This is a genomic window from Ornithinimicrobium sp. (assembly GCF_030537745.1).
In the GTDB taxonomy this organism is placed as follows: domain Bacteria; phylum Actinomycetota; class Actinomycetes; order Actinomycetales; family Dermatophilaceae; genus Ornithinicoccus.
The window spans coordinates 1-25,292 of the sequence record NZ_JAUNVI010000034.1; the positions used below are offsets into that span (position 1 = coordinate 1).

Annotated in this window: 20 protein-coding genes; 11 read left to right on the forward strand and 9 right to left on the reverse strand. The window is 69.1% G+C overall.

Going from position 1 to position 25,292, the window contains the following annotated elements:
- Positions 1 to 71: 71 nt before the first annotated feature.
- From Q4P07_RS08695 to aroQ, 3 genes are read right to left on the reverse strand one after another with little or no spacing between them, the layout of a single operon-like run.
- Complete coding sequence (locus Q4P07_RS08695; RefSeq protein ID WP_303374518.1) at positions 72 to 839, reverse strand: helical backbone metal receptor; 768 nt, start codon at positions 837 to 839, stop codon at positions 72 to 74.
- A 31-nt stretch (positions 840 to 870) separates the two neighbouring features.
- Positions 871 to 2,268, reverse strand: a complete 1,398-nt coding sequence (locus Q4P07_RS08700; protein WP_303374519.1) for a UTP--glucose-1-phosphate uridylyltransferase — start codon at positions 2,266 to 2,268, stop codon at positions 871 to 873.
- A gap of 55 nt (positions 2,269 to 2,323) precedes the next feature.
- Positions 2,324 to 2,776, reverse strand: a complete 453-nt coding sequence (aroQ, locus tag Q4P07_RS08705) for a type II 3-dehydroquinate dehydratase (protein WP_303374520.1) — start codon at positions 2,774 to 2,776, stop codon at positions 2,324 to 2,326.
- Positions 2,777 to 2,822: 46 nt separating this feature from the next.
- Between aroQ and icmF the strand changes: the two genes are divergently transcribed.
- The gene (icmF, locus tag Q4P07_RS08710; protein ID WP_303374521.1) at positions 2,823 to 6,188 is read left to right on the forward strand and encodes a fused isobutyryl-CoA mutase/GTPase IcmF; all 3,366 of its coding nucleotides are present in this window, start codon (positions 2,823 to 2,825) and stop codon (positions 6,186 to 6,188) included.
- 7 nt (positions 6,189 to 6,195) lie between these two features.
- A complete protein-coding gene (locus tag Q4P07_RS08715) occupies positions 6,196 to 7,107 on the forward strand; it encodes an NAD(P)-dependent oxidoreductase (RefSeq protein WP_303374522.1) in 912 nt (303 codons plus the stop codon).
- A gap of 64 nt (positions 7,108 to 7,171) precedes the next feature.
- Here Q4P07_RS08715 and Q4P07_RS08720 read toward each other — a convergent pair whose 3' ends face one another.
- Positions 7,172 to 8,575, reverse strand: a complete 1,404-nt coding sequence (locus Q4P07_RS08720; RefSeq protein ID WP_303374523.1) for a hypothetical protein — start codon at positions 8,573 to 8,575, stop codon at positions 7,172 to 7,174.
- Between the two features lie 127 nt (positions 8,576 to 8,702).
- On the opposite strand from Q4P07_RS08720, the gene Q4P07_RS08725 reads away from it, so the two are divergent.
- The 3 genes from Q4P07_RS08725 to Q4P07_RS08735 are packed head-to-tail and all read left to right on the forward strand — an operon-like array spanning position 8,703 to position 13,960.
- Positions 8,703 to 12,029: a DEAD/DEAH box helicase gene (locus tag Q4P07_RS08725; protein WP_303374524.1), complete on the forward strand. Its 3,327-nt coding sequence runs from the start codon at positions 8,703 to 8,705 to the stop codon at positions 12,027 to 12,029.
- 39 nt (positions 12,030 to 12,068) lie between these two features.
- Positions 12,069 to 12,728, forward strand: coding sequence for a VOC family protein (locus tag Q4P07_RS08730; RefSeq protein ID WP_303374525.1), 660 nt, complete (start codon positions 12,069 to 12,071; stop codon positions 12,726 to 12,728).
- Complete coding sequence (locus Q4P07_RS08735) at positions 12,725 to 13,960, forward strand: glycoside hydrolase family 32 protein (protein WP_303374526.1); 1,236 nt, start codon at positions 12,725 to 12,727, stop codon at positions 13,958 to 13,960. The genes Q4P07_RS08730 and Q4P07_RS08735 overlap by 4 nt, the downstream gene beginning before the upstream one ends.
- A 7-nt stretch (positions 13,961 to 13,967) precedes the next feature.
- On the opposite strand, the gene Q4P07_RS08740 is transcribed toward Q4P07_RS08735, so the two are convergent.
- Both Q4P07_RS08740 and Q4P07_RS08745 read right to left on the reverse strand, forming a co-directional pair.
- Positions 13,968 to 14,624, reverse strand: a complete 657-nt coding sequence (locus Q4P07_RS08740) for a GTP pyrophosphokinase family protein (protein WP_303374527.1) — start codon at positions 14,622 to 14,624, stop codon at positions 13,968 to 13,970.
- A 66-nt stretch (positions 14,625 to 14,690) separates the two neighbouring features.
- Positions 14,691 to 16,181: a DEAD/DEAH box helicase gene (locus Q4P07_RS08745; RefSeq protein WP_303374528.1), complete on the reverse strand. Its 1,491-nt coding sequence runs from the start codon at positions 16,179 to 16,181 to the stop codon at positions 14,691 to 14,693.
- 208 nt (positions 16,182 to 16,389) lie between these two features.
- Between Q4P07_RS08745 and Q4P07_RS08750 the strand changes: the two genes are divergently transcribed.
- Both Q4P07_RS08750 and Q4P07_RS08755 read left to right on the forward strand, forming a co-directional pair.
- Entirely contained in the window at positions 16,390 to 17,274 is an 885-nt protein-coding gene (locus Q4P07_RS08750; RefSeq protein ID WP_303374529.1) for an aldose-1-epimerase, read from the forward strand.
- A gap of 133 nt (positions 17,275 to 17,407) precedes the next feature.
- Positions 17,408 to 18,622, forward strand: a complete 1,215-nt coding sequence (locus Q4P07_RS08755) for an FAD-binding protein (RefSeq protein ID WP_303374530.1) — start codon at positions 17,408 to 17,410, stop codon at positions 18,620 to 18,622.
- Positions 18,623 to 18,962: 340 nt separating this feature from the next.
- On the opposite strand, the gene Q4P07_RS08760 is transcribed toward Q4P07_RS08755, so the two are convergent.
- Positions 18,963 to 19,400, reverse strand: coding sequence for a glyoxalase/bleomycin resistance/extradiol dioxygenase family protein (locus Q4P07_RS08760; RefSeq protein WP_303374531.1), 438 nt, complete (start codon positions 19,398 to 19,400; stop codon positions 18,963 to 18,965).
- 25 nt (positions 19,401 to 19,425) lie between these two features.
- Positions 19,426 to 20,241, reverse strand: coding sequence for an NYN domain-containing protein (locus tag Q4P07_RS08765; RefSeq protein ID WP_303374532.1), 816 nt, complete (start codon positions 20,239 to 20,241; stop codon positions 19,426 to 19,428).
- Between the two features lie 83 nt (positions 20,242 to 20,324).
- Here Q4P07_RS08765 and Q4P07_RS08770 point away from each other — a divergent pair, with 83 nt between their 5' ends.
- Together Q4P07_RS08770 and Q4P07_RS08775 are read left to right on the forward strand one after the other, a co-directional pair.
- A complete protein-coding gene (locus Q4P07_RS08770) occupies positions 20,325 to 21,206 on the forward strand; it encodes an alpha/beta fold hydrolase (protein ID WP_303374533.1) in 882 nt (293 codons plus the stop codon).
- A 42-nt stretch (positions 21,207 to 21,248) separates the two neighbouring features.
- The gene (locus Q4P07_RS08775) at positions 21,249 to 22,220 is read left to right on the forward strand and encodes a quinone oxidoreductase (protein ID WP_303374534.1); all 972 of its coding nucleotides are present in this window, start codon (positions 21,249 to 21,251) and stop codon (positions 22,218 to 22,220) included.
- A 56-nt stretch (positions 22,221 to 22,276) separates the two neighbouring features.
- Here Q4P07_RS08775 and Q4P07_RS08780 read toward each other — a convergent pair whose 3' ends face one another.
- Positions 22,277 to 23,110: a DUF4352 domain-containing protein gene (locus tag Q4P07_RS08780; RefSeq protein WP_303374535.1), complete on the reverse strand. Its 834-nt coding sequence runs from the start codon at positions 23,108 to 23,110 to the stop codon at positions 22,277 to 22,279.
- A gap of 171 nt (positions 23,111 to 23,281) precedes the next feature.
- Between Q4P07_RS08780 and Q4P07_RS08785 the strand changes: the two genes are divergently transcribed.
- Together Q4P07_RS08785 and Q4P07_RS08790 are read left to right on the forward strand one after the other, a co-directional pair.
- On the forward strand, positions 23,282 to 24,577 hold the full coding sequence (locus tag Q4P07_RS08785) for a sensor histidine kinase (RefSeq protein ID WP_303374536.1): 1,296 nt from the start codon (positions 23,282 to 23,284) through the stop codon (positions 24,575 to 24,577).
- Positions 24,570 to 25,247, forward strand: coding sequence for a response regulator transcription factor (locus tag Q4P07_RS08790; protein ID WP_303374537.1), 678 nt, complete (start codon positions 24,570 to 24,572; stop codon positions 25,245 to 25,247). Before Q4P07_RS08785 ends, Q4P07_RS08790 begins: the two co-directional genes overlap by 8 nt.
- The last annotated feature ends 45 nt before the right edge of the window (positions 25,248 to 25,292 follow it).

Sequence of the window (25,292 nt, forward strand, 5' to 3'; positions counted from 1 at the left end):
GCACGGGCGACCGTTCGGTCTGGCGGGGGCGACCGTCCGGTCGGGATGGAGGGGTGTCGCCGCTTCACCGCTCACTGCTGGCGGACGGCCTCTAGATGGGCTCGGGCTTCCAGGAGGGCGGGGCCGTACCACGTGAGCAAGCGACCGGTGACGAGGCGCGACGGCGTGCTCGTGAACGCTTCGGGCCCGTCCTGCGCGGTGAACACATAAGGCTCGTCGGGGAGCAGGACGACGTCCGCCCCGGCGCCGTCGATCTGCTGGGCCTCGACATGCGGATAGCGCTCTTCGTGCTGCCCGAAGACGTTGACGAGCCCAGCGCGCCCAAGCAGGTCGGTGGTGAAGTTTCGCGAGCCGACCACCATCCACGGGTCACGCCAGATGGCCACGGCGACCTTGGTGGGCGCCCCGGGGGCGGGCGCGCTCCATACCTGCTCCGCCTCCAGCAGCCACGGTGGCACCTCCCACCCGAGCACCTCGTCGAAGAGACGGCGCATCGCCGAGAGCGACTGCTCGACCGACTCGATCACCGCGACCCACACCGGCACGCCTGCGGCGCGCAACCGTTGGACGTCGAGCTCGCGGTTCTCTTCCTGCACGCAGATGACCAGCTGCGGCGCCAGCGCCTCGATGGCTGCGCGGTCCGGGTTCTTGGTGCCGCGGACGCGCTGCACGCGGAGGTCGGCGGGGTGGGTGCACCAGTCGGTCACCCCGACCAGCGCCTGTCGGCCGGTGGCGGCGATCGCCTCGGTCAGCGACGGCACGAGGGAGACGATGCGCTGCACCGGACCGTCCGGCAGCTCGACGCTCGCGCCGAGGTCGTCGCGGACGGTGCGCGTCATGTCAGGGCCTCCTGCGGGGAGGTCGTGCCCGTCATCTGCCCGGTTGCAGGACCGTGCCCGCAGGCACCGCGCGGGGTGAGCCCTCGTCGGACAACGTGACGTCACCGACCACGGTGACACCCCCGCCAAAGGTCCAGTCGCCTTCGACCGTGAGCCGGCTCGCCTGACGCAGCGACGGCGCACCGTCGGGGAAGCGTTCGTCGAGCTGGCCGAGGTGTCCGTAGTAGGACTTGTCGAGGTCGATGACCGGCGCTGGCTCGACGGTCTTGGTCAACCGGTAGCTGTCTGCGGTGTCCACGGCATAGACGTCGGAACGCAGCAGGAGCAACTCATTGGTGGTCTTGACAGGGACGAACCGCTCACGAGTCACAGCGACCGACAGGGCGTCGTCGAAGAGCTCCACGGCCCCACCCATCGCGGTCTCGATCTGGATGACCGGCGTCGAGGACTTGTCCGTGGGGTCGACCGTCTTGGCGTTGCGGATGAGGGGCAGGTCCAAGACGCCGCCGCGTTCGTCGAGCATCGCCTTGAGCCGCGCGAGGTCGAACCAAAGGTTATTGGTGTTGACGAAGGGGTGCTTTTCGGCGTCGGTGAAGTGCCGCATCTCCTCCGGTGCCGTCTGCGCGGTGTCTCGCAGGACGAATCGTCCGTCGCCACTGCGCCGCACGAGATGACCGCCTTTGAGGTCCATCTCCGTGCGCGGGCAAACCTCGGCGGCATAACCCGCGCCAGAGGCAGTGAACCACGCTGCGAGGCGGCCGTCAGCGATCGCGCCGAGGTTGTCGACGTTGGACACGAAGGCCTGGCGGTAGCCCTGCTCCAGGAGCTGCTCCAGGAGACCGCTGGAGAGCAGGGACGGATAAAGATCCCCGTGACCCGGCGGGCACCACTCCAGACGCGGGTCCGCCTCCCAGGTCACCGGGGTGAGGTCGTCGGCGCGCAGCTTGGGCTCCTGGCTCTGCAGGAAGTCCAGCGGCAGGCCCTCGACCGCGAGCTCGGGGTAGTCCGCGAGCAGCGCGAGCGTCTGCTCCTGCGTGGAGAAGCTGTCCATCAGCAGGAGTGGCAGACGCACGCCATACCTGCGGCGCAGCGCGAGCACCTGCCGGACCGTGATGTCGAGGAAGGTCAGACCGTCCCGGACCGGGAGCAGCGATTTTGGTCCGGCCAGCCCCATCGAGGTGCCCAGGCCGCCGTTGAGCGTGATGACCACCGTTGCGTCAAGGGCCTCCCTGGCGTCCGCGCCGTCGGGGTCGATCTGCACGTCGGCGAGGTCGACGGCCGGCAGCGCCGGCTCGACGTCGGCCTCACGGATCAGGCCGGTGGCGCCACCAGCCAGCTTGTCGTAGTGCTGGGCGAAGGTGTCGATCGCGGGCTGGTTCACCCCCGCCTCGCGCATGCGGGTGATGGCTAGGTCGCGTCCGGTCCTCATGGGGCCAATCTATCCAGGCGCCCCTGGCGAGGCTCGGCGAGGCTGGGTGACGATGTCAGGACGTGGCGCTGTGTCGCCGGGCAAGCACGTCCACGGCATACCCGTAGCCATCGATCCCGGCGCCAGCGATGACCGCAGCCGCGACGGGGGAGAGGTAGGAGGTGTGCCGGAAGGCTTCCCGGGCGTGCGGATTGGAGATATGCACCTCCACCGTCGGGAGGCCGGTGGCCTTGATCGCGTCGAGGAGGGCGACCGAGGTGTGGGTGTAGGCACCGGCGTTGAGGACGCACCCGATGACGTCACCGGCGGCGGCTGCCTCGTGCAGCGCGTCCACCAACGCGCCCTCGTGGTTGCTCTGCCGGCATGTCACCTCCAGCCCATGTCCCGCAGCGCGGTCGGCGCACAGTGCCTCGACGTCCGCGAGGGTCGTGGTCCCATAGATCTGCGGCTCGCGGGTGCCGAGCAGGTTGAGGTTGGGGCCGTTGAGCACGAGGATCCGGCTGGTCATGGGCCAAGCGTCGCACAGCCGCTTTGCGCCCTAGCCTGACGCGCGCGTGAACTTCCGTAGTATCAAGGCAGAGACCCGACTCATGGAAGAGGACGAACGGATGACCGCCACCCAGTCCGCGCCGGCTGAAACCGCCACCAGCCAGGCACCAACCGTCGCGCCGGCCCCGCAGCGTCCGGGGCAGCGGACCTTGAACAATCCGGTCCGCATCGTCACCGCCGCCAGCCTGTTCGACGGGCACGACGCGTCGATCAACATCATGCGGCGGATCATGCAGAGCCAGGGTGCCGAAGTCATCCACCTTGGTCACAACCGCTCCGTCCAGGAGGTTGTCGACGCAGTCATCGCCGAGGACGCCAACGGGGTCGCCATCTCCTCCTACCAAGGGGGCCACGTCGAATACTTTGAATACCTCGTCAACGAGTTGCGCGAACGCGGCGCTGGTCACGTCAGGGTCGTCGGTGGGGGCGGCGGCGTCATCGTGCCCGAGGAGATCGAACGGCTGCGCCGGGCCGGCGTGACGATCTTCTCCCCGGAGGACGGCCAACGTCTCGGGCTGCCGGGGATGATCGCCCAGGTCATGGACGATTGCGACTACGACCTGTGGGAGTCCGGGCCGGCCACCGCCGAGCGGGTGCTGCAGGGGGAGCGCACGTCGCTGGCTCGAGCCATCACCGGCGCACAGCTAGGCCGCCTGACTCAGGAGGACATCACTGCGTATGCCGAGGCGGCAGCGGCGCGCACCGTGCCGGTCCTGGGGATCACCGGCACCGGCGGCTCCGGCAAGTCCTCGCTCACCGATGAGTTGCTCCGCCGATTCCGGATGGACCAGGAGGACCGTCTGCACATCGCGGTCGTCGCGATCGACCCGACCCGACGCCGCGGCGGTGGGGCGCTGCTGGGCGACCGGATCCGGATGAACTCCCTGGACGGGGACCACATGTACTTCCGCTCGCTCGCCACCCGTGGCGACCGCGAAGTGCCCGAGTCGCTGCCCACGATCATCGACATTCTTAAGGCTTCGGGTTTCGACCTGGTCATCATCGAGACGCCCGGCATCGGTCAGGGCGATGCCGGGATCGTGCCCTTCGTCGACACCTCGCTCTACGTGATGACACCGGAGTTTGGCGCGCAGAGCCAGCTGGAGAAGATCGACATGCTCGACTTCGCCGACGTCGTCGCCATCAACAAGTTTGAGCGTCGTGGTGCCATGGACGCGCTGCGCGACGTGGGTCGCCAGCTGGTCCGCAACCGGGAGGCCTTCGGTAAGAAGCCGCAGGACATGCCGGTCTTCGGCACCTCAGCGGCATCCTTCAACGACGACGGCGTCACCGCGCTCTACCAGGAGCTGCGTGGCCTGCTCGCGGGACACGGCCTGGACGTGCGGGAGGGGACGCTGCCCGCCGTCGAGGTGCGCCACTCCAGCCATGTGCGTCAGGTCGTTCCTCCGACCCGGGTGCGTTACCTCGCTGAGATCGCCGAGACCATCCGCGGCTACCACGCCGACACCGAGACCTTCGCCGAGGCCGCCAGCAGGGTGCAGCGCCTGGAGAAGACGGCGGACGAGCTCGCAGCGCACTTCGGCAGTGCCGGGAAGACCGACCACGGTGTCGACGAGCTGCTCGAGGAGGCCCGCAAGGACGTCCCGACAGAGGTGAAGCAGCAGCAGGAGCAGTGGCCCGAGACGGTCGCCGCATACTCCGGCGAGGAGCAGGTGACCAAGGTGCGGGATCGAGAGATCACCACCCAGCTCACCAGGGAGTCGCTGTCCGGCAACAAGGTGCCGCGCGTGGCGCTGCCCAGATTTAGCGACGCCGGCGACCTGGTGCGTTATTGGCGCACCGAAAACCTGCCCGGCTACTTCCCCTTCACCGCTGGCGTCTTCCCGTTCAAGCGGGACGGTGAGGACCCGGCACGGATGTTCGCAGGCGAAGGGGACCCCTTCCGCACCAACCGTCGCTTCAAGCTGCTCTCGCAGGGCCAGCCCGCGACCCGCCTGTCCACCGCCTTCGACTCGGTCACGCTCTACGGACGCGACCCCGGTGAGCGCCCCGACATCTACGGCAAGGTCGGCACGTCGGGTGTCTCGATCGCGACCCTGGATGACATGAAGGTGCTCTATGACGGCTTCGACCTGTTGTCGCCGACGACGTCAGTGTCGATGACGATCAACGGTCCCGCGCCGACCGTCCTGGCCTTCTTCCTCAACACGGCGATCGACCAGCAGTTGGACGCCTTCCGGGAGCGGGAGGGTCGCGAGCCTTCCGGGGCGGAGGCGCAGGAACTGCGGGCATTCGCCTTGCAGCACGTCCGCGGCACCGTCCAAGCCGACATCCTCAAGGAGGACCAGGGGCAAAACACCTGTCTGTTCACCACCGAGTTCTCGCTGCGGATGATGGCGGACGTCCAGGAGTGGTTCATCGAGCAGGGGGTCCGCAACTTCTACTCGGTTTCCATCTCGGGCTACCACATCGCCGAGGCCGGGGCGAACCCGATCAGCCAGGTCGCCTTCACGCTCGCCAACGGGTTCACCTACGTCGAGTCCTACCTGGCTCGCGGCATGGACATCAACGCCTTCGCGCCCAACCTCTCATTCTTCTTCTCCAACGGGATGGACCCGGAGTATGCCGTGATCGGGCGCGTCGCGCGACGTATCTGGGCCGTGGCGATGCGCGACAAGTATGGCGCCAACGAGCGCAGCCAGAAGCTGAAGTATCACGTCCAGACCTCGGGTCGTTCGCTGCACGCCCAGGAGATGGACTTCAACGACATCCGCACGACCTTGCAGGCGCTCATCGCGATCTATGACAACGCCAACAGTCTGCACACCAACGCCTTCGACGAGGCGATCACCACCCCGTCGACGGAGTCGGTGCGTCGAGCGCTGGCCATCCAGCTGATCATCAACCGCGAGTGGGGCCTGGCGATGAACGAGAACCCCCAGCAGGGGTCGTTCATCATCGATGCGCTCACCGAGCTCGTGGAGGAGGCGGTGCTGCTGGAGTTCGACCGGATCTCCGAGCGGGGAGGTGTCCTCGGCGCGATGGAGACCGGCTATCAGCGCGGCCGGATCCAGGACGAGTCCCTGCTCTACGAGCAGCGCAAGCACGACGGGTCGATGCCGATCATCGGCGTCAACACGTTCCGCCGCCCCAGCGGTGAGCGCGATGTCGTGGAGGTAGAGCTGGCGCGCGCCACGTCCGAGGAGAAGGAGTCCCAGCTCCAGCGGGTCAGGGACTTCCAGGAAAGGCACGCCGAGGAGTCTGCGGCGGCGCTGCAGACGCTCAAGGATGCGGCCGTCGCGGGAGACAACGTCTTCGCGGTGCTGATGGACGCCGCCCGGGTGTGCTCGCTGCAGCAGGTGACCGAGGCCTTCTTCGAGGTCGGTGGGGAGTACCGTCGCAACGTCTGAGCAGGCCTTGACCGCCCCCGGGAGCCGGCCCGGGACGCTCGCCTTCGTCGGGCTCGGGGTGATGGGCAGCCCGATGGCGATCCACCTGCAACGAGCCGGGTATGCCGTGCGCGGCTATAACCGCACAGTAACCAAGGCTGCCGAGCTGGTGCGGGCGGGGGGCAAGGGCTGCGCGAGCATCGCCGAGGCGGTGACCGGCGCGGATGTCGTGTGCCTGATGGTGCCGGCCAGCGAGGACGTGCAGCGCGTGCTGCTCGGTGCCGGTGGCGTGGTGGAGACCGCGTCACCCGGGACGGTCGTCATCGACTTCTCCTCGATCCGGCCCGAGGTCGCGCGCGACCTGGCGGAACGCGGGGCGAGGTGTGGCCTGCGGATGGTGGATGCCCCGGTCTCTGGCGGCGAGGCGGGCGCGGTGGAGGCGACGCTGTCGATCATGGTCGGAGGTGTGGCCGCGGACGTCGAAGCGGCCCGGCCCGTGCTCGAGACGGTCGGCCAGACGGTCGTGCACGTCGGCGCCAGCGGATCAGGGCAGACCGTCAAGGCGGCCAACCAGCTCATCGTGGCCGCCAACCTGCAGGTCCTCGCGGAGGCAGTCGTCTTCCTGGAGGCCTACGGGGTGGACCTCGATGCAGCTCTGGAGGTGCTGGGCGGCGGCCTGGCTGGCTCGGCAGTGCTCGACCAGAAACGCGACAACCTTCGTGAGCGCAGCTTCGCGCCCGGGGCACGGATGGCGCTGCACCACAAAGACCTCGGTGCCTATGCCGACGCGGCCAGAGCGGCAGGCGTAGTGAGTCTGCTCGGTGCCCTGGTCACCGAGCTGATGGCCTCCGCCATAGCCTGCGGCGACCACGATCTCGACCATGCCGCCTTGATCCGTGGCGTCGATCGCCTCAATGGTCACGCCCTCCCCACCGACTGACCCCATACCGACCGGACGGTCGCTGTTGACGCACCGGACGGTCGCTGTGGACGGCCAGCGTCAGCTAGCCAGTCGGGCGCGGGTAGTTGACGACGTGGCGCAGGCCGGCGCGGAGGTCTCGGACGGCGCCTTGCCAGCCACGCATCTCCAGGGCGGCAGCGGTGGCGCGCTCGGTGTCCCCGGCGACGCGTGCCCGGTTCATCGATTCTCGCCAGGCGATCGTGTGTTCCTCCGCAGTGCGGATCAGTCCCCGGAGCAAGTCGCGGTCACGGTGACAGGTTTCGGCGATGACGGCGGGATCGACCCGCCCTTGCGCGTCGTGGCCGAGCTCGAGCACGGTGACCAGCTCTGCCGGCAGCGCCCCATGGCCGTCTGCAGCCTGCGGCGCGGAGTGTTCGTCGTCGATGAGTGCGCCGGCCGTCTCCTCGACGCCTCCCTCATCTTTGGCACCTGGGCGGGCCGCGCCCGCCTCCTGGGTGCGTGAGGCCGGTGGGTCGATCCGCCGCCGGCCACTGATCCGCAGGGCAAGGTCCTCGTCGATGTTGTCGACCTCCCGTCCCACCATTTCGACGATCTGCAGCAGGTGCCGCGGCAGGAGCGGGGTCGCCAGCACTGCGGCCGAGGCCAGGATCTGGCTGCCGTAGAGCCCGTAGCGGACGAAGATCGACCGACGGTTGGAGATTTCCACCTCGCGCTGGGCCGCCGGCAGGTCACGGATCGAGTGTGCGGCGATCGCGAAGACCTGCACGACCGGCTTGCTGTCGTTGACCCGGACGAACACCATCGTGCTGCCGAAAAGCATCGGGATGTCGCCGTCGGGGTCATAGCGTGGTCGGTGCTTGAGCGCGGCGTGCAGGATCGTGTCCACCGCCTCCTTCAACTGCTTCGGGTTCTCCGGCCGCACAGGAACGTCGAAATCGACCTCGGGGACCGGTTCGCTGTCCTGCGGCGGGGCTTCCTGCGCCGGTGAGGGAATGGTCAGCGGGCCAGCGTCGAGAAAGACCGGGTGGGCGACCCCGAGCACCTCCCTCAAGGTCTGCACGGTGACCGCGGCGAGGAGGTCAGCGTGCGAGCGCGGAGAGCGTATGGAGTAGCTCTTCGAGCCGTCAGGGCGCGGGTCGCTCTGCCACCCGAGGCTGCGCAGTTCGGTGTCGACGGAGGGCAGCAGGTCGAGGATGGACGAGGGGAGGTCGGCACGCAGTCCGTCCTCCACGGAAGTCACGGTGATGCCCGGCATGGGCTTGACGTCGCCGTCCGCACTCGTGCTCCCGCCCTCAGTCACTGCGAGCCCGTCGCCCTCCGCCGCCGCCACGTCCTCACCGCTCTGAGCCTGGTCGCTGCGCTCACTGCCGGCGAGAGGCGCGAGCGTGAGCGGCCCCTCCAGTTGACGCAGGTGATCGGCTAGCCGGGCCTGAAAGTTCACCCAACCCAACTCCATGACACGGTCCAGGTCGAAATCGTCGCTCATCAGTCCGCTCCTTATCCTGTCCTGACCGTAGTCCCAGTCACTGTTAGGGCGCTGGTCACGGTCACGCAGCCGGTGCCTGTGGATAGAGGAAGGGGGTTTGTGGGCGTCCGCGTCTAGGTTTATCGACGTGGCAGCCGACCTGACCCCCGCTTCGTGGGTGCTCTGCGTCGACCGCGAGCGGTTGATGCGCGAGCACGGGGTCATGCTCGTGATGCGGGCGGAGAGTTATGCCGATGACGGTCGCGTCCGCACCCTCGTCGCGGGGCCAGGTGGCGGCATGCTGCTCGCGACCGTGTCGGGGACGCACCGCCTGCTTTATCAGACGATCGTGCGGCGTCTCGGTGAGGAGGGCAGCGAGTGGGTCGGGCAGTGCAGCTGCCCGGTCGCCGTCGACTGCAAGCACGCGGTCGCCGCGATCATCGCAGCGCAACGACGGCTCCTGGACCGGGATGAGGGCGTGGAGGCCGGCTGGGAGAGCGTGCTCGCGCCCCTGGTCCGGTCCCAGGCTGGCGCGCAGCGGAGCGCCGCACCGGGCCGCGTCGGGAGCGACCGGGCCGGCACCAGGCGCGTCAGCACATCGCTGGGCCTAGAGGTCTCGCTCGATCGCAGCCGCGGCGCAGCACGGGCCACGCGCGTGCTGCTGCGGCCGGTGACCCCCGGCAAGACCAAGGACTGGATCCGCACGGGCGTCTCCTGGCACGGCCTGTCCAACCAGTTCGCCTCAGCCGGTGTGCACCCAACTCAGCGAAGCGCCGTCAGCCAGTTGCACGCCGTTGCGCAGGGCAACGGCCACGCCTACCGCTACGCGATGGATGAGCTGGAGCTGGGTGAGATCGGTCCGGTCGTCTGGCCGCTGCTCCGGCAGTGTCTCGCGGCCGGCGTGCGCCTCGCGGCCGGTCGTGGGATCGCTGCGGTCGAGCTCGGTGAGGGCACTGCCGAGGTCGCCGTGGACCTTTCCCGCGACGACGACGGTGGCCTGACCCTGCGTCCCTGGCTGATCGTCGATGGAGAACCTTTCGAAGACGGCCGGCACTTCCTCGTGGGCCGCCCCGCGCACGGGGTGGGGCACCTCGACGACAACGGGCACCTGCTGCTGTGGCCGCTGGCCCAGGCACCGACCGAGTCCGCTGTTGGCCTCCTCGAGCTCGCCGAACCGATGCGCATCCCGCCGGAGGGTGTCGAACGGTTCCTGGCTCACTACTATCCGGCCATCTCTCGGCTCGTGGAGCTTCGCTCGCGCGACGGCAGCGTGCCAGAGGCGAGGCAAGCCCGGCCGAAGCTGCACCTGCGGGTCGAGATCGGTCAGGAGCACCGCATCGAACTGGAGTGGTCGATCTCGTATGCCGTGCCCACGGCGGCCGGAGACACTGCGACCATCACCTTGCCGTTGACGCCGGACCCCGTTGGCCCGTCTCGGGACGAGCAGGCCGAGGAGGCATTGCTGGATGGGGTGGTCCCGCTGCTGGAGCCCCTCCCGTGGCTCGTCTACCACAGCGTGGGCCGAGCGTCTCGGCCCGCCACTCCTGCTTCTTTGTCTGGACAGCACACCGCCCGGTTCGCCACCGAGGTCCTGCCACGGCTGCGCGCCCACCCGGGTCTGGAGGTGGTGATCGACGGTGAGCTGGCTGATTATGGGGAGTCGCAGGACGCTCCCACGGTGCACCTGGCAACGACTGAGGGCGACTCCCACGACTGGTTCGACCTGCATGTCACGGTGAGCGTCGCCGACCAGGAGGTGCCCTTCGAGGAGCTGTTCGCGGCGCTCGCTCGCAACGATTCGGTGATGCTGCTCGAGTCCGGCACCTGGTTCAGTCTTCGGTCGCCCGAGCTGGCTGCGCTGCGGCAGCTCATCGAGGAGGCTCGCGAGCTCGACGATGGTCCGCCGAGCGAGGCGACGGTCCGAGTCAGTCCCTACCAGGCGGGTTGGTGGGAGGAGCTCGCCACCCTCGGGGTCGTCGACGAGCAGAGCGTGCACTGGCAGAACTCCGTCGAGGCGCTGCTGCGGCTGGGGGACGCCGATCGTGGCATCATCCCGGCACCAGATGCGCTGCGTGGTCAGCTGCGGCCCTATCAGCTCGAGGGCTATCGCTGGCTGAGCACGCTGTGGGACGGCGGGCTCGGCGGGATCCTGGCTGACGACATGGGCCTGGGCAAGACGATGCAGTTGCTGGCGATGGTCTGCCGCGCCCAGGACCGGGGCGACCTTGCCGAAGGTCCGGTGCTCGTCGTCGCCCCGACCAGCGTGGTGGGCACGTGGGCGGCGGAGGCCGCGCGGTTCGCTCCGGACCTGCGCGTCACGACGATCGCCGCGACCAAGAGGCGCCGCGGTGCCTCGTTGACGGACGCGGTCGGCGCTGCAGACCTGGTGATCACCTCCTACACGCTCCTGCGCCTGGAGGAGACCGCCTATGCCGCCCTCCCGTGGAGCGGGGTCATTCTGGACGAAGCGCAGTTCGTCAAGAACCACCGGTCGGCGACCCATCACGCCGTGCAGAAGTTGCGCGCCAGACGGTGCTTCGCGGTCACCGGGACACCACTGGAGAACAATCTCATGGACCTGTGGTCGATGACTTCGCTCGCGGCACCGGGCCTGTTCTCGCGCCCCGAGCTCTTCACCCAGCGCTACCGCAAGCCGATCGAGGCGGGGGAAGACCCGCGTGTGCTCGGGCGGCTGCGGCACCGGTTGCGCCCGTTCATGCTGCGGCGGACCAAGGGCGAGGTCGCCACCGAGCTGCCCCCGAAGTCCGAGCAGACCCTGCCCGTCGCGCTGCACCCCGCCCACCAGCGGATCTACGACAAGCACCTGCAGCGTGAACGTCAGCGGGTCCTGGGTCTGCTGGAGGACGTCGACAAAAACCGGATGGCGATCTTTCGGGCACTGACGATCCTGCGGCAGCTCGCGCTCGATCCGTCCCTGGTGGACGCGCAGCACGAGGGCCTGGCCACCGCGGCCAAGGTCACCACGCTGATCGAGCAGATCACCGAGTTGGCCGCCGAGGGGCATCGCGCCCTGGTCTTTTCCAGCTTCACCGGTTTCCTGGGCAAGGTGCGGGCAGCGCTGGAGCAGGCCGGGATCGCCTACTCCTACCTCGACGGACGCACCCGCAACCGGCCGGCCAGGATCGAGGCCTTCAAGGACGGCGACGACCCGGTCTTCCTCATCAGCCTCAAGGCAGGTGGCTTCGGCCTGACCCTGACGGAGGCCGACTACGTCTTCGTCCTCGACCCCTGGTGGAACCCTGCTGCCGAGGCGCAGGCTGTCGACCGGACGCACCGCATCGGCCAAACCCGACCGGTGCACGTCTACCGGTTGGTCTCTACGGGCACGATCGAGGAGAAGGTGGTGGCGCTGCAGCATCGCAAGCGGGACCTCTTCGCGACGGTGATCGACTCCGGCCAGTTCACGTCCGGAGCCATCTCGCCGGAGGACATCCGCGGTCTGCTCGAAGAATGAGGGCTTCCCCAGGGCGGTCCGATCCTCGATGATGGGTCCATGCCAGCAGCGCTCGATCACCTCGTGTATGCCGTGCCGGACCTGGACGCCGCGATCGAGGAGTTCGCGATGAAGACGGGCGCGCGCCCGGTCGCCGGTGGCTCGCATCCTGGGCGGGGGACCCGCAACGCGCTGATCGGCCTGCGCTGGCGGGGAAGTCGCCGGTGCTATCTAGAGCTGCTCGCACCAGATCCCGAGCAGCCTGACGTGAATCCCGCCACCATGATGCTCGATCTGGGCGCGGTGCTGTCGACCGCGCCCAGGATGCACACCTGGGCGATCCGCCCCGGTGACCTCGACGCGACGCTGGCACGAGCAGCGCAGGCCCAGGTCGAGGTGGGGGAGGCGGTCTCGGCCTCGCGCGTGACACCGGCCGGGACGACGTTGTCGTGGCGGCTGGCCGTGCCCGCGCCGCTGGGCCTGGCAGGACTGCAGCCTTTCCTCATCGACTGGGGTGCGGGCGGGCACCCCAGCGGCGACCCGCTGCCCATCGTGGAGCTGCTCCACCTCGAGCTAGCGCACCCGCAGCCAGCACTGGTCGGTTCGAGGCTGGACATGCTGGGCGTCGGGCCCGAGATCGGTGCCGAACTGCGCACCGAGCCCTCGCCGGCGATGACGGTCACTCTTGCCACGCCGAGTGGAGTCGTGGTGCTCACGTGAGCGCCACGGCATACCATCTGCGTCCGCGCCGAGGCTGGCTCAACGATCCCAACGGCATGGTCTTTCGCGACGGCCGCTGGCATGTCTTCTTCCAGCACAACCCGCAGGCTCCGCGGCACGACCGGATCTGCTGGGGACATGTGAGCAGCATCGACCTCATCCGGTGGGACGAGCACCCCGTGGCCTTCGGGCCCACTCCCGACGGACCGGACTCCTTCGGCTGCTGGTCCGGTGTCTACGTCGCCGGGCTGGATCGTCCTGCGGTGGTCTATTCGGGCGTCACGGACGCGGCGGGGGCGAGCACGGTATGCCTGCGCTGGGGCGGTGAGGACCTGGTGACCTGGAGCGAGCCGGTTGTCGTCGCGGAGCCGCCGAGCGTGGATGGTGTGCAGGTTATGCGGGACCCCTTCGTCTTCAACCACGGCGGTCGACGGTGGGCGCTGCTCGGGGCCGGACTGGAGGCCGGCTGCGCCGCCGCAATCCTCTACTCCTGCGATGACATCACGCAGTGGCGCTATGAGGGGGTGTTCGCGTCCGCGCGCGACGCAGGACTCGCCGCGGCCGGGCCGGCCGACGTGTGGGAATGCGCCCAGCTGGAGCAGCTCCCTGACGGGTCGGCAGCGCTCGTCCTCTCACTCCACGACCGCGGGGTGCTGGGCCAGGTCGTCGGCTGTCTCGGTCGGATCATCACCGACGGAGCAGGCCGCCCGCGTTTTGCGGCGGTCCGGGGCAGCGATGCCGTCCAGGTGCTGGATCACGGCAACGCCTACTACGCGCCGCAGGTGGCGCAGGACCCCGATGGAGGGTGGGTGATGGGCTGGGTTCGCGAGGAGGCCCAGGACGCTGCGGACCACGCGGGCTGTATGACGTTGCCGCGGCGGTTGGTCGTGGAGGGGCAGCGCCTGCGGCTGGTCCTGGACCCTCGGCTGCGCTCAGGGCTAGCGCTGGGGCCACCGGAGCCGATCACCGACGGCGTGGAACTTTCCGGTGCCTGGCACATCCTGGCCGCAGGTCCCGGAGCAGGGTTGCTCCACGACACGTTCGGGACCCTCGCCCTGGCACCGGGGGCAGAGGTCTGGGGCGATGGGACGGTGGTTGAGGTCTATCCGACCGGCGGGGCGCCCTCCACGTGGCGGCACGATCGCCCATGGAGGCTTCGGGGTCAGGCTGGTGCCGTGCGGCTTCGCCGAGTGCTCTCCGTCGGGCAACCCGCTGGGAGTGACGCACCCTGACTGGACCTCAGGGGGCGCCGTTTCCATGCACGCGCTGATGCAGCGATTCCATCCGGGTGTCGAGCTCGGCTGAGGCCACCGCGGCGGAGTAGAGCTCGGAGAGCAGGTCGTCGGGCACCGCCTCGTCATATTTGTAGTAGATCCGGTGCTCCAGCGCCGCCCAGAAGTCCATCGCGACCGTCCGGAGCTGGAGCTCCACGACAACCGGCACCACCCGGTCGGACAGGTGCACCGGCAACTCGACGAGAGCGTGCAGGCTGCGGTAGCCGTTCTCTTTGGGGGTGGCGATGTAGTCCTTGACCCTGAGCACGTGCACGTCGGACTGCCCGGCGATCATGTCGAAGACGCCATAGACGTCAGAGACGAAGCTGCAAATGACGCGCACCCCGGCGATGTCCAGGCACACCTCCCGGATCGTTTCCAGGGAGGGAGTGTGGCCGAGTCGCCGGACCTTGGCCAGGATGCTCTGCGGTGACTTGAGCCTGGCGTTGACATGCTCGATCGGGCTGCTCTCGTGCAGGTGGGCGAACTCCTCCTGCAGGATCGAGATCTTGGTCGTGAGCTCGTCGATGCCGAACTGGTACTCCATCAGCATCCGGGTCAGACCGGCCGACGCGGCCTCGAAATCCTCTAACCGCTCGGTCATCGCTGCGATGCTGTCCACCCTTCCAACCTAGGTGGTGCCGCTGGGGACCGGCTGGGCCGGTCCCCATACGTGAGGCAGGTGGTCCTATCGGTTGCGGCCGCCAGCGCGGGTGCTGCTGGAAAAGGAGGCCGCCGAGGAGGAGCCGGACGAGGTGCGGGCACCGCTGGAGTGGCGGGATCCGGACTGGCCACGGCCGCCTTGGCCACCTTGGCTGGCGCCCCGCCCCGACTCACCGCGGCCGGACTGGCTGCGACGACCCTGACCCTGGCTCTGACCACGGCCGGACTGGCCGCGGCCGCCCTGGCTCCGTCCGCCCTGTCCACCACGTTGGCCGGCCTGGCCGGAGCGGTGTGAGGAGCCTCCGTCGGACGCGCTACCGCTCAACGGCGCAAGGCCACCGGGGACCAGGGTCCGCTCGCCCGGCGCGAGATCGAGCAGGAGCGGGTGACCGGAGTGGATCCGGGTGATGGTCGGCTTGATCCCGGCAGCGCGGGTCAGCGAGCGCACGTCGCGGACCTGTTCGTCGGTCATCAGCGTGATGACGGTGCCCTCTGCGCCGGCGCGGGCGGTGCGGCCCGAGCGGTGCAAGTAGGCCTTGTGCTCAACCGGCGGGTCGGCGTGGACCACGAGCGCCACGTCATCGACGTGGATGCCGCGCGCGGCGATGTCGGTAGCGACCAGGGCGCTGGCCTTGCCGGTGCTGAAGGCGTCGAGATTGCGGACGCGAGCGTTCTGCGACAGGTTGCCGTGCAGGTCGACCGAGGGCACGCCCGCAGCGTTGAGCTGCTTGGCGAGCTTCTTGGCGCCGTGCTTGGTGCGGGTGAACATCACCACGCGGCCGGGTGCGGAGGCGATGTCGACGAGAATCGCGAGGCGCTCGGCGTTGTCGATGTGCAGCACGTGGTGGTGCATCGTCGAGATCGTCGACTGGGCCGAGTCGGCGTGGTGGGTGACGGGGGAGTGGAGGTAGCGCTTGGCGATGACGTCCACGTGGGCGTCCAGGGTTGCGGAGAAGAGCATCCGCTGACCGTTGCGGGGCGTCTTGTCCAGGAGGCGCTTGACTGCGGGCAGGAAGCCCAGGTCGGCCATGTGGTCGGCTTCATCCAGGATGCTGACCTCGATCGCGGACAGATCGGCATACCCCTGACCGATCAGGTCCTCGAGGCGGCCCGGGCAGGCGATGATGACGTCAACGCCGGCCTGGAGGGCGCGGACCTGCGGGTTCGGGCCGACGCCACCGAAGATGGTGACGGTGCTCAGACCGGTCGCGGCAGCCAGCGGCGCGAGCGCCTCGGCGATCTGGCTCACCAGCTCCCGGGTCGGCGCGACGATGAGGCCCCGGGGGGACCGGCCGCGGCGGTTGGAGCGGTCCTTGCTCAGGCTGGTGACCAGCGGGAGGAGGAAGGCGTAGGTCTTGCCCGAGCCGGTGCGGCCACGTCCCAGGACGTCACGGCCGGCGAGGCTGTCAGGCAGGGTAGCGGACTGGATCGGCGTCGGGATGGTGATCCCACGCTCGGTCAGGACGTTGGTCAGGATGGTGGGCACGCCGAGGTCGGCGAAACTTGAAGAACTCACGATGTCTTTCGAGACGAGATGGCGTCTCACCCGGCACGCAGGCCCTAATGGGCGGCGCGACCTGTCGGCCAGACGGGCCTTGGCCCCGGCGTGTGATCAGCAACTCGAGGTGAGACGGTGCGAGGTGCTGCGACTACTCTACCAGCGCATGCGCGGTGCACCTACTCGCCGACGTATGCGCTCGCTGCACCCACCTATGAGGAGAACGATGAGCGTCAACGGCACCATCACCCACCTGCGGGCCGGGGACTACGAGGCCACGGTCGCGTCGGTGGGTGCCAGCCTCGTCTCGCTTACCTACCGTGGCCGTCACCTTGTGCAGCCGTTCGCGGAGGACGAGCTCTCCGACGGCTACCAGGGGTGCATCCTCGTCCCGTGGCCCAACCGCATCGTCGGCGGCAGGTATGTCGTAGACGGCACGGTGCTGCAGGTGCCCGTCACTGAGCTGGCCACCGGATCGGCGCTGCACGGGCTCGGCTGCTTCCAGCACTGGGTGCCCTCCGACCTCGCCATCAGCAGCGGCACGTGGTCGATCGACCTGCCACCGGTGCAGGGCTATCCCTTCGATGTGGTTTGCCAAGTCGACTACGCCCTCGATGCCCAGCACGGACTGTCGGTCACGATTACCGGGACCAACGAGGGGACGGCCTCCGCGCCGTTCGGCGCCTCGATCCACCCCTATCTCTCCTGCGACCTGCGTCCCGTCGACGAGTGCACGCTGCGCATCCCGGCCCTGACCTACCTGCGCACGGACGAGGCGCTGCGACCGACTCATCTGGTGCCAGTCGCTGGCACCGCCGCCGACTTTGCGATGCCGAGGTTGGTGTCCACCACGCAGGTGGATAACGCCTACACCGACCTGCCCGAGGGCGAGTGGGCCGTCGAGCTGAGCCATCCGGACGGCGGCGGGGTCCGCTTGATCAGTGACGCCCGGTGGGTGCAGCTCTACACCGGTGACCGGCTCGGCCGGCTCGGTGCGGCGGTGGAGCCGATGACGTGCGGGCCGGACGCCTTCAACCGTGACCTGCCCGGCGTGCTCCTCCCACCGGGACGCTCCCGCGTGCTCTCCTTGGCGATCCTCGCGATCGGCTAGCGCTGTCCGTCCGGGGCCGCCAAGCCGACCTGCAGCGGAGCAGGGCCATCTTCGGTGATCCCTGCGCCCACGAGGACCGTGGTTGAGAAAGACTGATGGCTTCCGCGATCGTGAGCTGAAAGGGTGGCCGGGCATGACGGTCGGCAAGAACTGGGGCGGCAACCTCACCTACTCCGCGTCCCAGCTGGTCGAGCCGACCTCGGTCGCCGAGCTCGCGGCGCTTCTGCCGACGCTGCCGGATCCACGCCCGCTGGGGTCGCGGCATTCCTTCAGTCGCGTCGCGGACACCGCGGGCGCCCTGGTCTCCACGGGTCACCTGCCGCGCGAGATAGAGGTGGACTCGGCGCGGGCATTGGTCCGGGTCAGCTCCGCGACGAGGTATGGCGAGCTGGCACCGCTGCTGGATGACGCAGGCTGGGCGTTGGCCAACCTCGCGTCATTGCCGCACCTCAGCGTGGCGGGCGCGGTCGCGACCGGGACCCATGGGTCCGGTGACCGGCTCGGCTCCTTGGCCACGCAGGTGGCGGCGCTGGAGCTGGTCACCTTCGGTGGGGAGTTGCGGCGGGTGGAGCGGGGGGAACCGGACTTTGCCGGGATGGTGGTCTCCCTCGGCCGCCTCGCCGTGGTGACGGCGCTGGAGCTGGATCTGGTGCCCACCTTTGAGGTGGTCCAGACGGTCTACGAGCACGTCAGCCTGGACCGTGTCCTCGCGCACCTCGACAGCGTCACCGAGCTCGGCTACAGCGTCTCGATCTTCACCACCTGGACCGTGCCGGACCAGGTGGACCAGGTGTGGGTCAAGCGCCGGGTCGGTGACGTGCACGCCGCCGACCCCATCGACCTGCTCGCGGTCCGGCCCGCGGCGGGGCAGCGCCACCCCATACCTGGCCTCGATCCGGAGCCGACCACCGAGCAGGGCAGGCCAGGGCCCTGGTGGGACCGGCTGCCGCACTTCCGGATGGCCTTTACTCCGTCAGCTGGCCAGGAGATCCAGAGCGAGTGGCTGGTGCCACGGCAGCACGCGACCGCAGCGATCCTCGCGGTGCGCTCGCTGGCCGCCAGGATCGCACCGTTGCTGCAGGTCAGCGAACTGCGCTCGGTGGCCGCCGACGACCTGTGGCTCAGCCCCGCCTATGGCACGGATGTCTTCGCCCTGCACTTCACCTGGCACCTGGATGTGGCCGGCGTGGACGCACTGTTGCCGCAGCTCGAGGCCCGGTTGCGGCCCTACCAGGCACGCCCGCACCCGGGGAAGGTCCATCGGGAGGCGGAGGTCGACACATCCCTCTACCCGCGCTGGGCCGACTGGATGGAGTTGCGCCAACGGTGGACCGCAGCCACGGCCTAGTCGCCTGGGTAGTGGAGGAAGGCCAGGAGTGGCGGCTCGCTGAGGACGCTGAAGCGCTAGCCTCTCAGGCTCTCGGCGTCGAGGTCAGACTCGCAGCGCTCTCCCGCCGCCCCGATCTGCGGCGATGCGTGGACTGGACCGAGAGGGTGCCGCATCTGGCGGGCAATTTTGGTGCTGCTGTGCTGCGCGCCCTCCTCGTCGCCGGATGGATCGAGCGGACTCCGGGGACGCGGGCGCTGACCACGACCCCGTTGGGCACCGAGCGAATGCGGCGGACCGGGATCACGGGGATCACCGTCGATGAGTCGGGCTGCGACGAGGACGACCTGTGCTACTCCGGTTACTGCGGTCGCGCTGACGACCACGCGTCAAGGGCCGCCTGCACCTCGGCATCGCTCTTGGTCACGGCCGTGCCAACGATCCACAGGTGCCCGAAGGGGTCGCGCACCCGTCCCTGACGCGCCCCATACGGTTGGTCCGCCACCTCGATCAGGAGCTCTGCCCCGCGTTCGACGGCTCTCTGCACGAGGGCATCGGGGTCCTCGCACAGCACGTCGATGATCACGCCGGCACCACCGTCTCCGGGCGGGCGGTCGACCGCGTCGGCGTCCTTGAGCTGCAGCACATCCCCACCAGGGAGCTCGAGCTCGGCGAAGACCACCGCCTCGCCCATGACGTGGCGGGTCTGCAGGCTCGCCCCCAGCACCTCTTCGTAAAAGGCGATCGCGCGGTCGGCGCCGTCGACGACGAGCTTCGGTCGCACTCGGATCTCGCTCATCGATGCAGGCTACCGACCTCGCGGCTCAGGCCTGCTTGCGGGCGCGGGTCTGCGGGGACCTGGCGGCGGTCTTGGCAGATGTCCCGGTCTTGGCCCCAGATGTCTTCTTCTGCTTGAGCCGGACCTCTCGCCGGGACCCCTCCGTGCGGGTTTCCAGATATGGCTGCTCGTCGACGAGCGTGCTGAGCTTCTGGTGACCGAAGTCGCGTGGGTCGAAGTCGGTGTGGGCGCGGGAGAGGTGCTGCCCGACGGGGCCGAGGCCGCTCCAGCCGTCGTCGCTGGAGGTCGCATTGATCGCCTTGGTCAAGGCGCTCTGCAGGTTGATCCCGGCCGTGGGGGCAATCTCCGCATCTGCGCCCTGCGGCTCGGCCACCGCTGCTTCGTCGGCCTTGTCCTGCTCGGCGAGCAGCTCCAGGAAGATGAACTGGTCGACCGCCCGGCGCAGCGACTCGGGCGTCTTGCGCTGGCCCAGCCCGTAGACCCGTTTGCCTGACTCCCGCATCCGCGTCGCGAGCCGGGTGAAGTCGGAGTCGGAGGACACCAGCGCGAAGGCCTCGACGTTGCCCTGCCAGAGCAGGTCCATCGCGTCGATGATGAGCGCCGAGTCGCTGGAGTTCTTACCGACCGTGTAGGCGAACTGCTGGACGGGTTGAATGGCGTGCCGGTGCAGCTCGGTCTTCCAGCCCGTCAGGTTGGTCGTCGTCCAGTCGCCATAGGCGCGCTTCACGGTCGGCGTGCCGTACTTCGCCAACTCCTCGAGCACCGCCTGGGCGTGCCTGGGCGAGACGTTGTCGCAGTCGATGAGCACGGCAATCCTGGTCGAGCCACTGTCGTTGTTCACGTGCCCACCGTACGGGGGACGGCTGTCGTTCGCGTCCGGTTGGTCCAGCCGCGCAATGGCCGCGGGAGCAGTAGCGTGCCGACATGGATACCTTCACCCACGACGGGCTGCGCTTCGACGTCATCGACGGCGGGCCCGACGACGGGGCCCCAGTCGTGCTCCTGCACGGCTTCCCGCAAGATGCGAGCGCCTGGTCGCAGGTGAGCCAGCGACTGCAGGCTGCTGGTCTGCGCACCCTGGCCCCCCATCAGCGGGGTTACTCCAGCGGCGCGCGACCGCGGCGAGCGACGGCATACCGCATGGACCTGCTCGTCGGTGACGTCGTCGCCCTCCTGGACGCCGCCGGCATCGAGCGTGCGCACGTCGTCGGGCACGACTGGGGCGGTGGCGTCGCGTGGGTGCTCGCGGGCTCTCGACCCGAGCGCGTGGCCAGTCTCACGGTCCTGTCGACCCCACATCCGGCCGCGCTGGCCTCGGCGCTGCGGCACAGTGACCAGCTCCGTAAGAGCTGGTACATGGTGGCCTTCCAACTGCCGTGGCTGCCGGAGCGGGGGATGGCGCGGATGTTACGCACCGGGGGGTTGGCCAGGTCGGGAGTGCCTGCGGAGCACGATCGCAGGTATGCGGAGCGGCTGGGGCGGGCTGGCGATCTCACTGGCCCGATCAACTGGTATCGCGCGGGGATGCGGCCCCGGCTGGCCGGACTCAGGCCAGGGCGAAAGGTGCCGGCCGGTGTCGCACCGTCTCCTCCGGTGACCTTGCCGACCACCTACCTGTGGGGCAGTCGCGATCCATTCCTAGGCCGGGCCGCGGCGGAGCGGACGGCACGGCACGCGGGCGAGGACTATCGGTTCGTCGAGGTTGCTGCCGGCCACTGGCTGCCCGAACGCGAACCGGAGCTGGTGGCGCAGCAAATCATCGCGACCGTCGAACGGTCAGCGAAGGACGGAAGTTGCTACGGGTGACCGGTTGCAGGTGGCCTTCGGCGCACTCCTACGCTGGGAGACATGCGCGCAGTCATCGTGGAGCAGCCCGGAGGACCTGAGGTCCTCACCGTCGTCGAGCGGGAGACCCCCGAGCCGGGGGCCGGGGAGGTTCGCGTCGACCTGGCGGCCGGCGGCATCAACTTCATCGACGTCTATCAGCGTTCGGGAGCCTACGTGTTGCCGCTCCCGTTCGTTGGCGGCAACGAGGGTGCAGGCGTCGTATCGGCGGTCGGTGACGCGGTGAGTGAGGTGAGCGTCGGGGATCGCGTCGCGTGGGCGATGGTCCCGCAGACCGGGTATGCCGAGGAGGTGCTGGTCCCGGCGACACGGCTGGTCCCGGTGCCGGAGGGGATGGAGCTGGAGCTGGCTGCGGCCGCGATGCTGCAGGGCCTCACCGCGCACTATCTGGTCAACTCCACCTTCGAGGCCAAGAAGGGGCAGACCGCGATCGTCACGGGTGCCTCCGGCGGGGTCGGCCTGCTGCTGTGCCAGATGCTGCGAGACAAGGGGGTGCGGGTGATCGGTACCGTCGGTCGGCAGGAGAAGGTCGACCTGGCGCTGGAGGCCGGAGCCGCCGACGTCGTGCTCTACCGCGAGGTCGACCTGGCGCAGGAGGTCCACCGGCTGACCGATGGCCACGGGGTGCACGTCGTTTACGACGGCGTGGGCAAGGACACCTTCGACGCCGGGATCTCGCAGTTGCGGCCTCGGGGACTGATGGTGTTGTTCGGCGCGGCCAGCGGTGCGGTGCCACCAGTGGACCCGGTGATACTGAACAAGGGTGGCTCCCTCTACCTGACCCGGCCCACCTTGGCCAACTACATCTCCGACCGTGAGGAGCTGCTGTGGCGCGCGGGCGCGGTGCTGGGGGCAGTCGCCGACGGGTCACTCACGCTGCGGATCGGTGGCCGCTATCCGCTGGCCGCCGCCCGCCACGCGCATGAGGACCTCGTGGGGGGCGGGACGACGGGCAAGCTGCTGATCAGCCCCTGAGGTCGACCACCGACGGGCCGGGGAGCGCCATGCACTCCCCGGCCCGTCGGTGGGTTTTAGTTCCTCAGGGCGACCTCCGCGGTGTCGCCGAAGAAGCCGCTGCTGAGCTTGAGGGTCACCGGCGAGGCGTCGACCGGGATGTCGAAGAGGAGTGCGCCCTTGGCGGTGTTGCCGGGGTTGATGTCGGTCAGCCACAGGCTCTCCTGGTCCAGGTGGAAGGCGGCGCTCGAGGTTGAGTGCTCGCGCCCCTGCTCGTCGATGAGCAGCTGGTCGCCGTCGAAGAACATCTCGGAGGATGTGCCGACGTTCTCCACGGTCAGCTCGATCGTGACGAACTGGCCTTGGGCGGCCTCGCCCCAGCCCTGCTCCCCGACGTAGTCGAGGTCACCCTCTATCCCGATCACGGTGACAGAGAAGTCGCCGATGGTGACGGCGTCCCCGAGCGTCGGCGGGGCGGCCGCCGCTTCCTTGGCCGCCTTCTCCTCAGCGGCCTTCTGGTCCGCAGCCTCCTTCTTCGCCTTCTTCTCGGCCGCTTTCTCCGCCGCCGCCTTATCCTTGGCCGCCTTCTCCTCGGCTTCGGCCGGCTCGGCTGCGGTCTCGTCGGCCGTCGATCCCTGCGAGCTGGCCGACGAGCCCGCGCCTTCCTCGGCGGAGGCGTCTGCCGGCTCCTCCGAAGTCTGTGTCGCGTTGGTCGGCGCCGGGTCCTCCCCGGTGAGGGCACCGATCACGCTGACGAAGAGGACGGCGCCCAGGACGCCGGTGAGGATCTTGTGCCGACGCGGCCAGCTCTTCTTAGCCTCCGGCGCAGCTGGGCCAGACCCGTAGGGCGCCCCGGTGGGTGCTCCGAAGCCAGGTGGTGGGGGGATGGGCTGCTGGTCGCTGGTGCTCATGATGAGCCTCCTTTGCTCGAGGGATCTGACGCTTATGAGTCCATCTGGACGACGCTCCCGCCACATCGCCTGTCCGAGCACTCCTGAGCAGCCGATCGGCCAGGGAGGGGTGCCGCGGACTGGCCGATCGGGGGAGGTGGTGCGTCAGTGGGCGGACCTAAGGTCACAGGTATGGCGAAGGAGCAGATCGCGAGTGGTCGCGGGTGGAGGGAGGTGGGCTACTGGGCGCGCACGGCGCTGCTGTTCTTCGCAGCGCTGATGCTGACCGTTCCGGCCGTCGGCGCCGCGGAGGAGCGCAACCGGCTCTGGGAGTGGGAGGGCCTCCTCGGTGGTGGCGCCGATGCCATGCAAGGGCTGTCCACGGTCGTCGCGCTGGGGGCCCCGCTGCTCCTGTTGCTGCGGCGCCGTGACCTGGCCAACGCGACCTGGGGGCTGGGATTTCTCCAGTTGATCTTCCCGATCGGGCCGGTCATGGCGGTCCTGCTGCCACAGGCGATCCGACGGGACAGCCGGCAGGAGGCAGAGAGCCTCAGCTTTCTCTATGTCCTGGGTCTGGGCGTGTGGTTCCTGCGCGACTGTCTTGGCACCACCGGGGCAAGTTCGTTCGTGCGCCTGCTGAGCAGCCCGAGCGAGGTCTCGATGGAGTCGACCCAGCGGGTCCCTCTGAATGTCTTCGCGGTGAGCCTGGTGTTCCTGCTCATGGCGGTGACCCCGATCGCCATCGGCTTCTATCGTCGGGCACGCAGCGAGCTCGATGACACGCGCACAGAGGCCATCGTCCAGCGCGATGCAGTCGGCGAGATGGAGGCACAGTTGTCTCGGCAGGCGGAGCGGGAGCTGATCGCCCGGGAGGTCCACGACGTCATCGGGCACCGGCTCTCGCTGCTGACCCTGCACGCGGGCGGCCTCGAAGTCGCTGCCTCCGACGACCCACAGCTGCTTGAAAGCGCCCGCTACGTCCGCGAGAACGCCCAGAAGGCGATGGACGACCTGCGATCGCTGGTGGCGGTGCTGCGTGAGCCGACGGCCAGATCCAGTGCCGACGGTGCGCTGGCTCCCGTGGCGATGTCGCTGGCCGACCTGGCCCGGGTGATCGACGACATGGCGCAGACCGGCTCTCCCGTCTCCTCGACGGTCTTCCTCCAGGACGCGGAGGACGCCACCCCCGTGCTCAGTCACTCCGTCTACCGGATCGTCCAGGAGTTGCTGACTAACGCCCGTAAGCATGCGCCCGGCCAGCTGCTCCGTCTCAAGGTGGCCGGCGGCCCCTCAGCGGGCGTCGATATCGAGGCGAGCAACACACTCGCTGATGTCCATCTGCGAGCGCCCGGCACCGGCCTGGACGGCATCGCGGAGCGGGTGAAGATGCTGGGTGGCGTCCTGGAGATCCCCAAGGAAGATGGACGCTTCGTCGTGCGCGTGCACCTGCCCTGGGCGCAAGTAGAGGAAGTCAGGGCCGATGGCTGAGATCAGCACCGAGCCGGCAGTGCGCGTGCTGCTGGTGGACGACGACCCGATGGTGTGCTCGGGGCTGCGGATGATCCTGGATCGCGGCAGCGGCGGCCGCGTCGAGGTGGTCGGTGCGGTCGGCGACGGTGCAGAGGCGGTCGGGGCGGTCCAGCGCCACCATCCCGACGTCGTCCTCATGGATGTGCGGATGCCGCGGATGGACGGGATCACCGCCACTCGCATGGTGCGCGATCTGCCGTCACCGCCCGAGGTCGTCGTGCTGACGACCTTTGACTCCGACGACGAGCCCTTCCGCGCCGCAGCCGCCGGCGCCAACGGCTTCCTGCTGAAGACCGAGTCTCCGGAGGACCTCGTCGCGCACGTCATCGCGGTGGCGGCCGGGGAGGGCGCGGTGTCCAAGCGCACCGCCAAGCAGTTCATGCAGCACGTGCGGCTGGATCGCTCCTCACGCTGGCGAGCCGCGCGCGCAGCAGTGGGCACTCTCACCCCGCGGCAGCGTGAGGTGGCCGGCCACGTCGCTGCGGGGCTGAGCAATGTCGAGATCGCGCAGCGGCTCTACGTCAGCCCGAGCACCGTCAAAACCCAGCTCGCCTCGATCCAGAGCAAACTCGACGTCACCAACCGCGTGATGATCGCGGTGATGGTGACCCAGGCCGCAGCAAACTAGGCCGCAGCCGACGAGACCGCCCGGGCACCTCCCTGGCAACGTCGA

What these genes read in the sequence shown, in the direction of transcription:
- Q4P07_RS08695 (WP_303374518.1), bottom strand. Translation starts at nt 839, where the DNA reads ATGACGCGCACCGTCCGCGACGACCTCGGCGCGAGCGTCGAGCTGCCG.
- Q4P07_RS08700 (WP_303374519.1), bottom strand. Translation starts at nt 2,268, where the DNA reads ATGAGGACCGGACGCGACCTAGCCATCACCCGCATGCGCGAGGCGGGG.
- aroQ (WP_303374520.1), bottom strand. Translation starts at nt 2,776, where the DNA reads ATGACCAGCCGGATCCTCGTGCTCAACGGCCCCAACCTCAACCTGCTC.
- Q4P07_RS08720 (WP_303374523.1), bottom strand. Translation starts at nt 8,575, where the DNA reads ATGAGCGACGATTTCGACCTGGACCGTGTCATGGAGTTGGGTTGGGTG.
- Q4P07_RS08730 (WP_303374525.1), top strand. Translation starts at nt 12,069, where the DNA reads ATGCCAGCAGCGCTCGATCACCTCGTGTATGCCGTGCCGGACCTGGAC.
- Q4P07_RS08750 (WP_303374529.1), top strand. Translation starts at nt 16,390, where the DNA reads ATGAGCGTCAACGGCACCATCACCCACCTGCGGGCCGGGGACTACGAG.
- Q4P07_RS08755 (WP_303374530.1), top strand. Translation starts at nt 17,408, where the DNA reads ATGACGGTCGGCAAGAACTGGGGCGGCAACCTCACCTACTCCGCGTCC.
- Q4P07_RS08760 (WP_303374531.1), bottom strand. Translation starts at nt 19,400, where the DNA reads ATGAGCGAGATCCGAGTGCGACCGAAGCTCGTCGTCGACGGCGCCGAC.
- Q4P07_RS08770 (WP_303374533.1), top strand. Translation starts at nt 20,325, where the DNA reads ATGGATACCTTCACCCACGACGGGCTGCGCTTCGACGTCATCGACGGC.
- Q4P07_RS08775 (WP_303374534.1), top strand. Translation starts at nt 21,249, where the DNA reads ATGCGCGCAGTCATCGTGGAGCAGCCCGGAGGACCTGAGGTCCTCACC.
- Q4P07_RS08780 (WP_303374535.1), bottom strand. Translation starts at nt 23,110, where the DNA reads ATGAGCACCAGCGACCAGCAGCCCATCCCCCCACCACCTGGCTTCGGA.
- Q4P07_RS08785 (WP_303374536.1), top strand. Translation starts at nt 23,282, where the DNA reads ATGGCGAAGGAGCAGATCGCGAGTGGTCGCGGGTGGAGGGAGGTGGGC.
- Q4P07_RS08790 (WP_303374537.1), top strand. Translation starts at nt 24,570, where the DNA reads ATGGCTGAGATCAGCACCGAGCCGGCAGTGCGCGTGCTGCTGGTGGAC.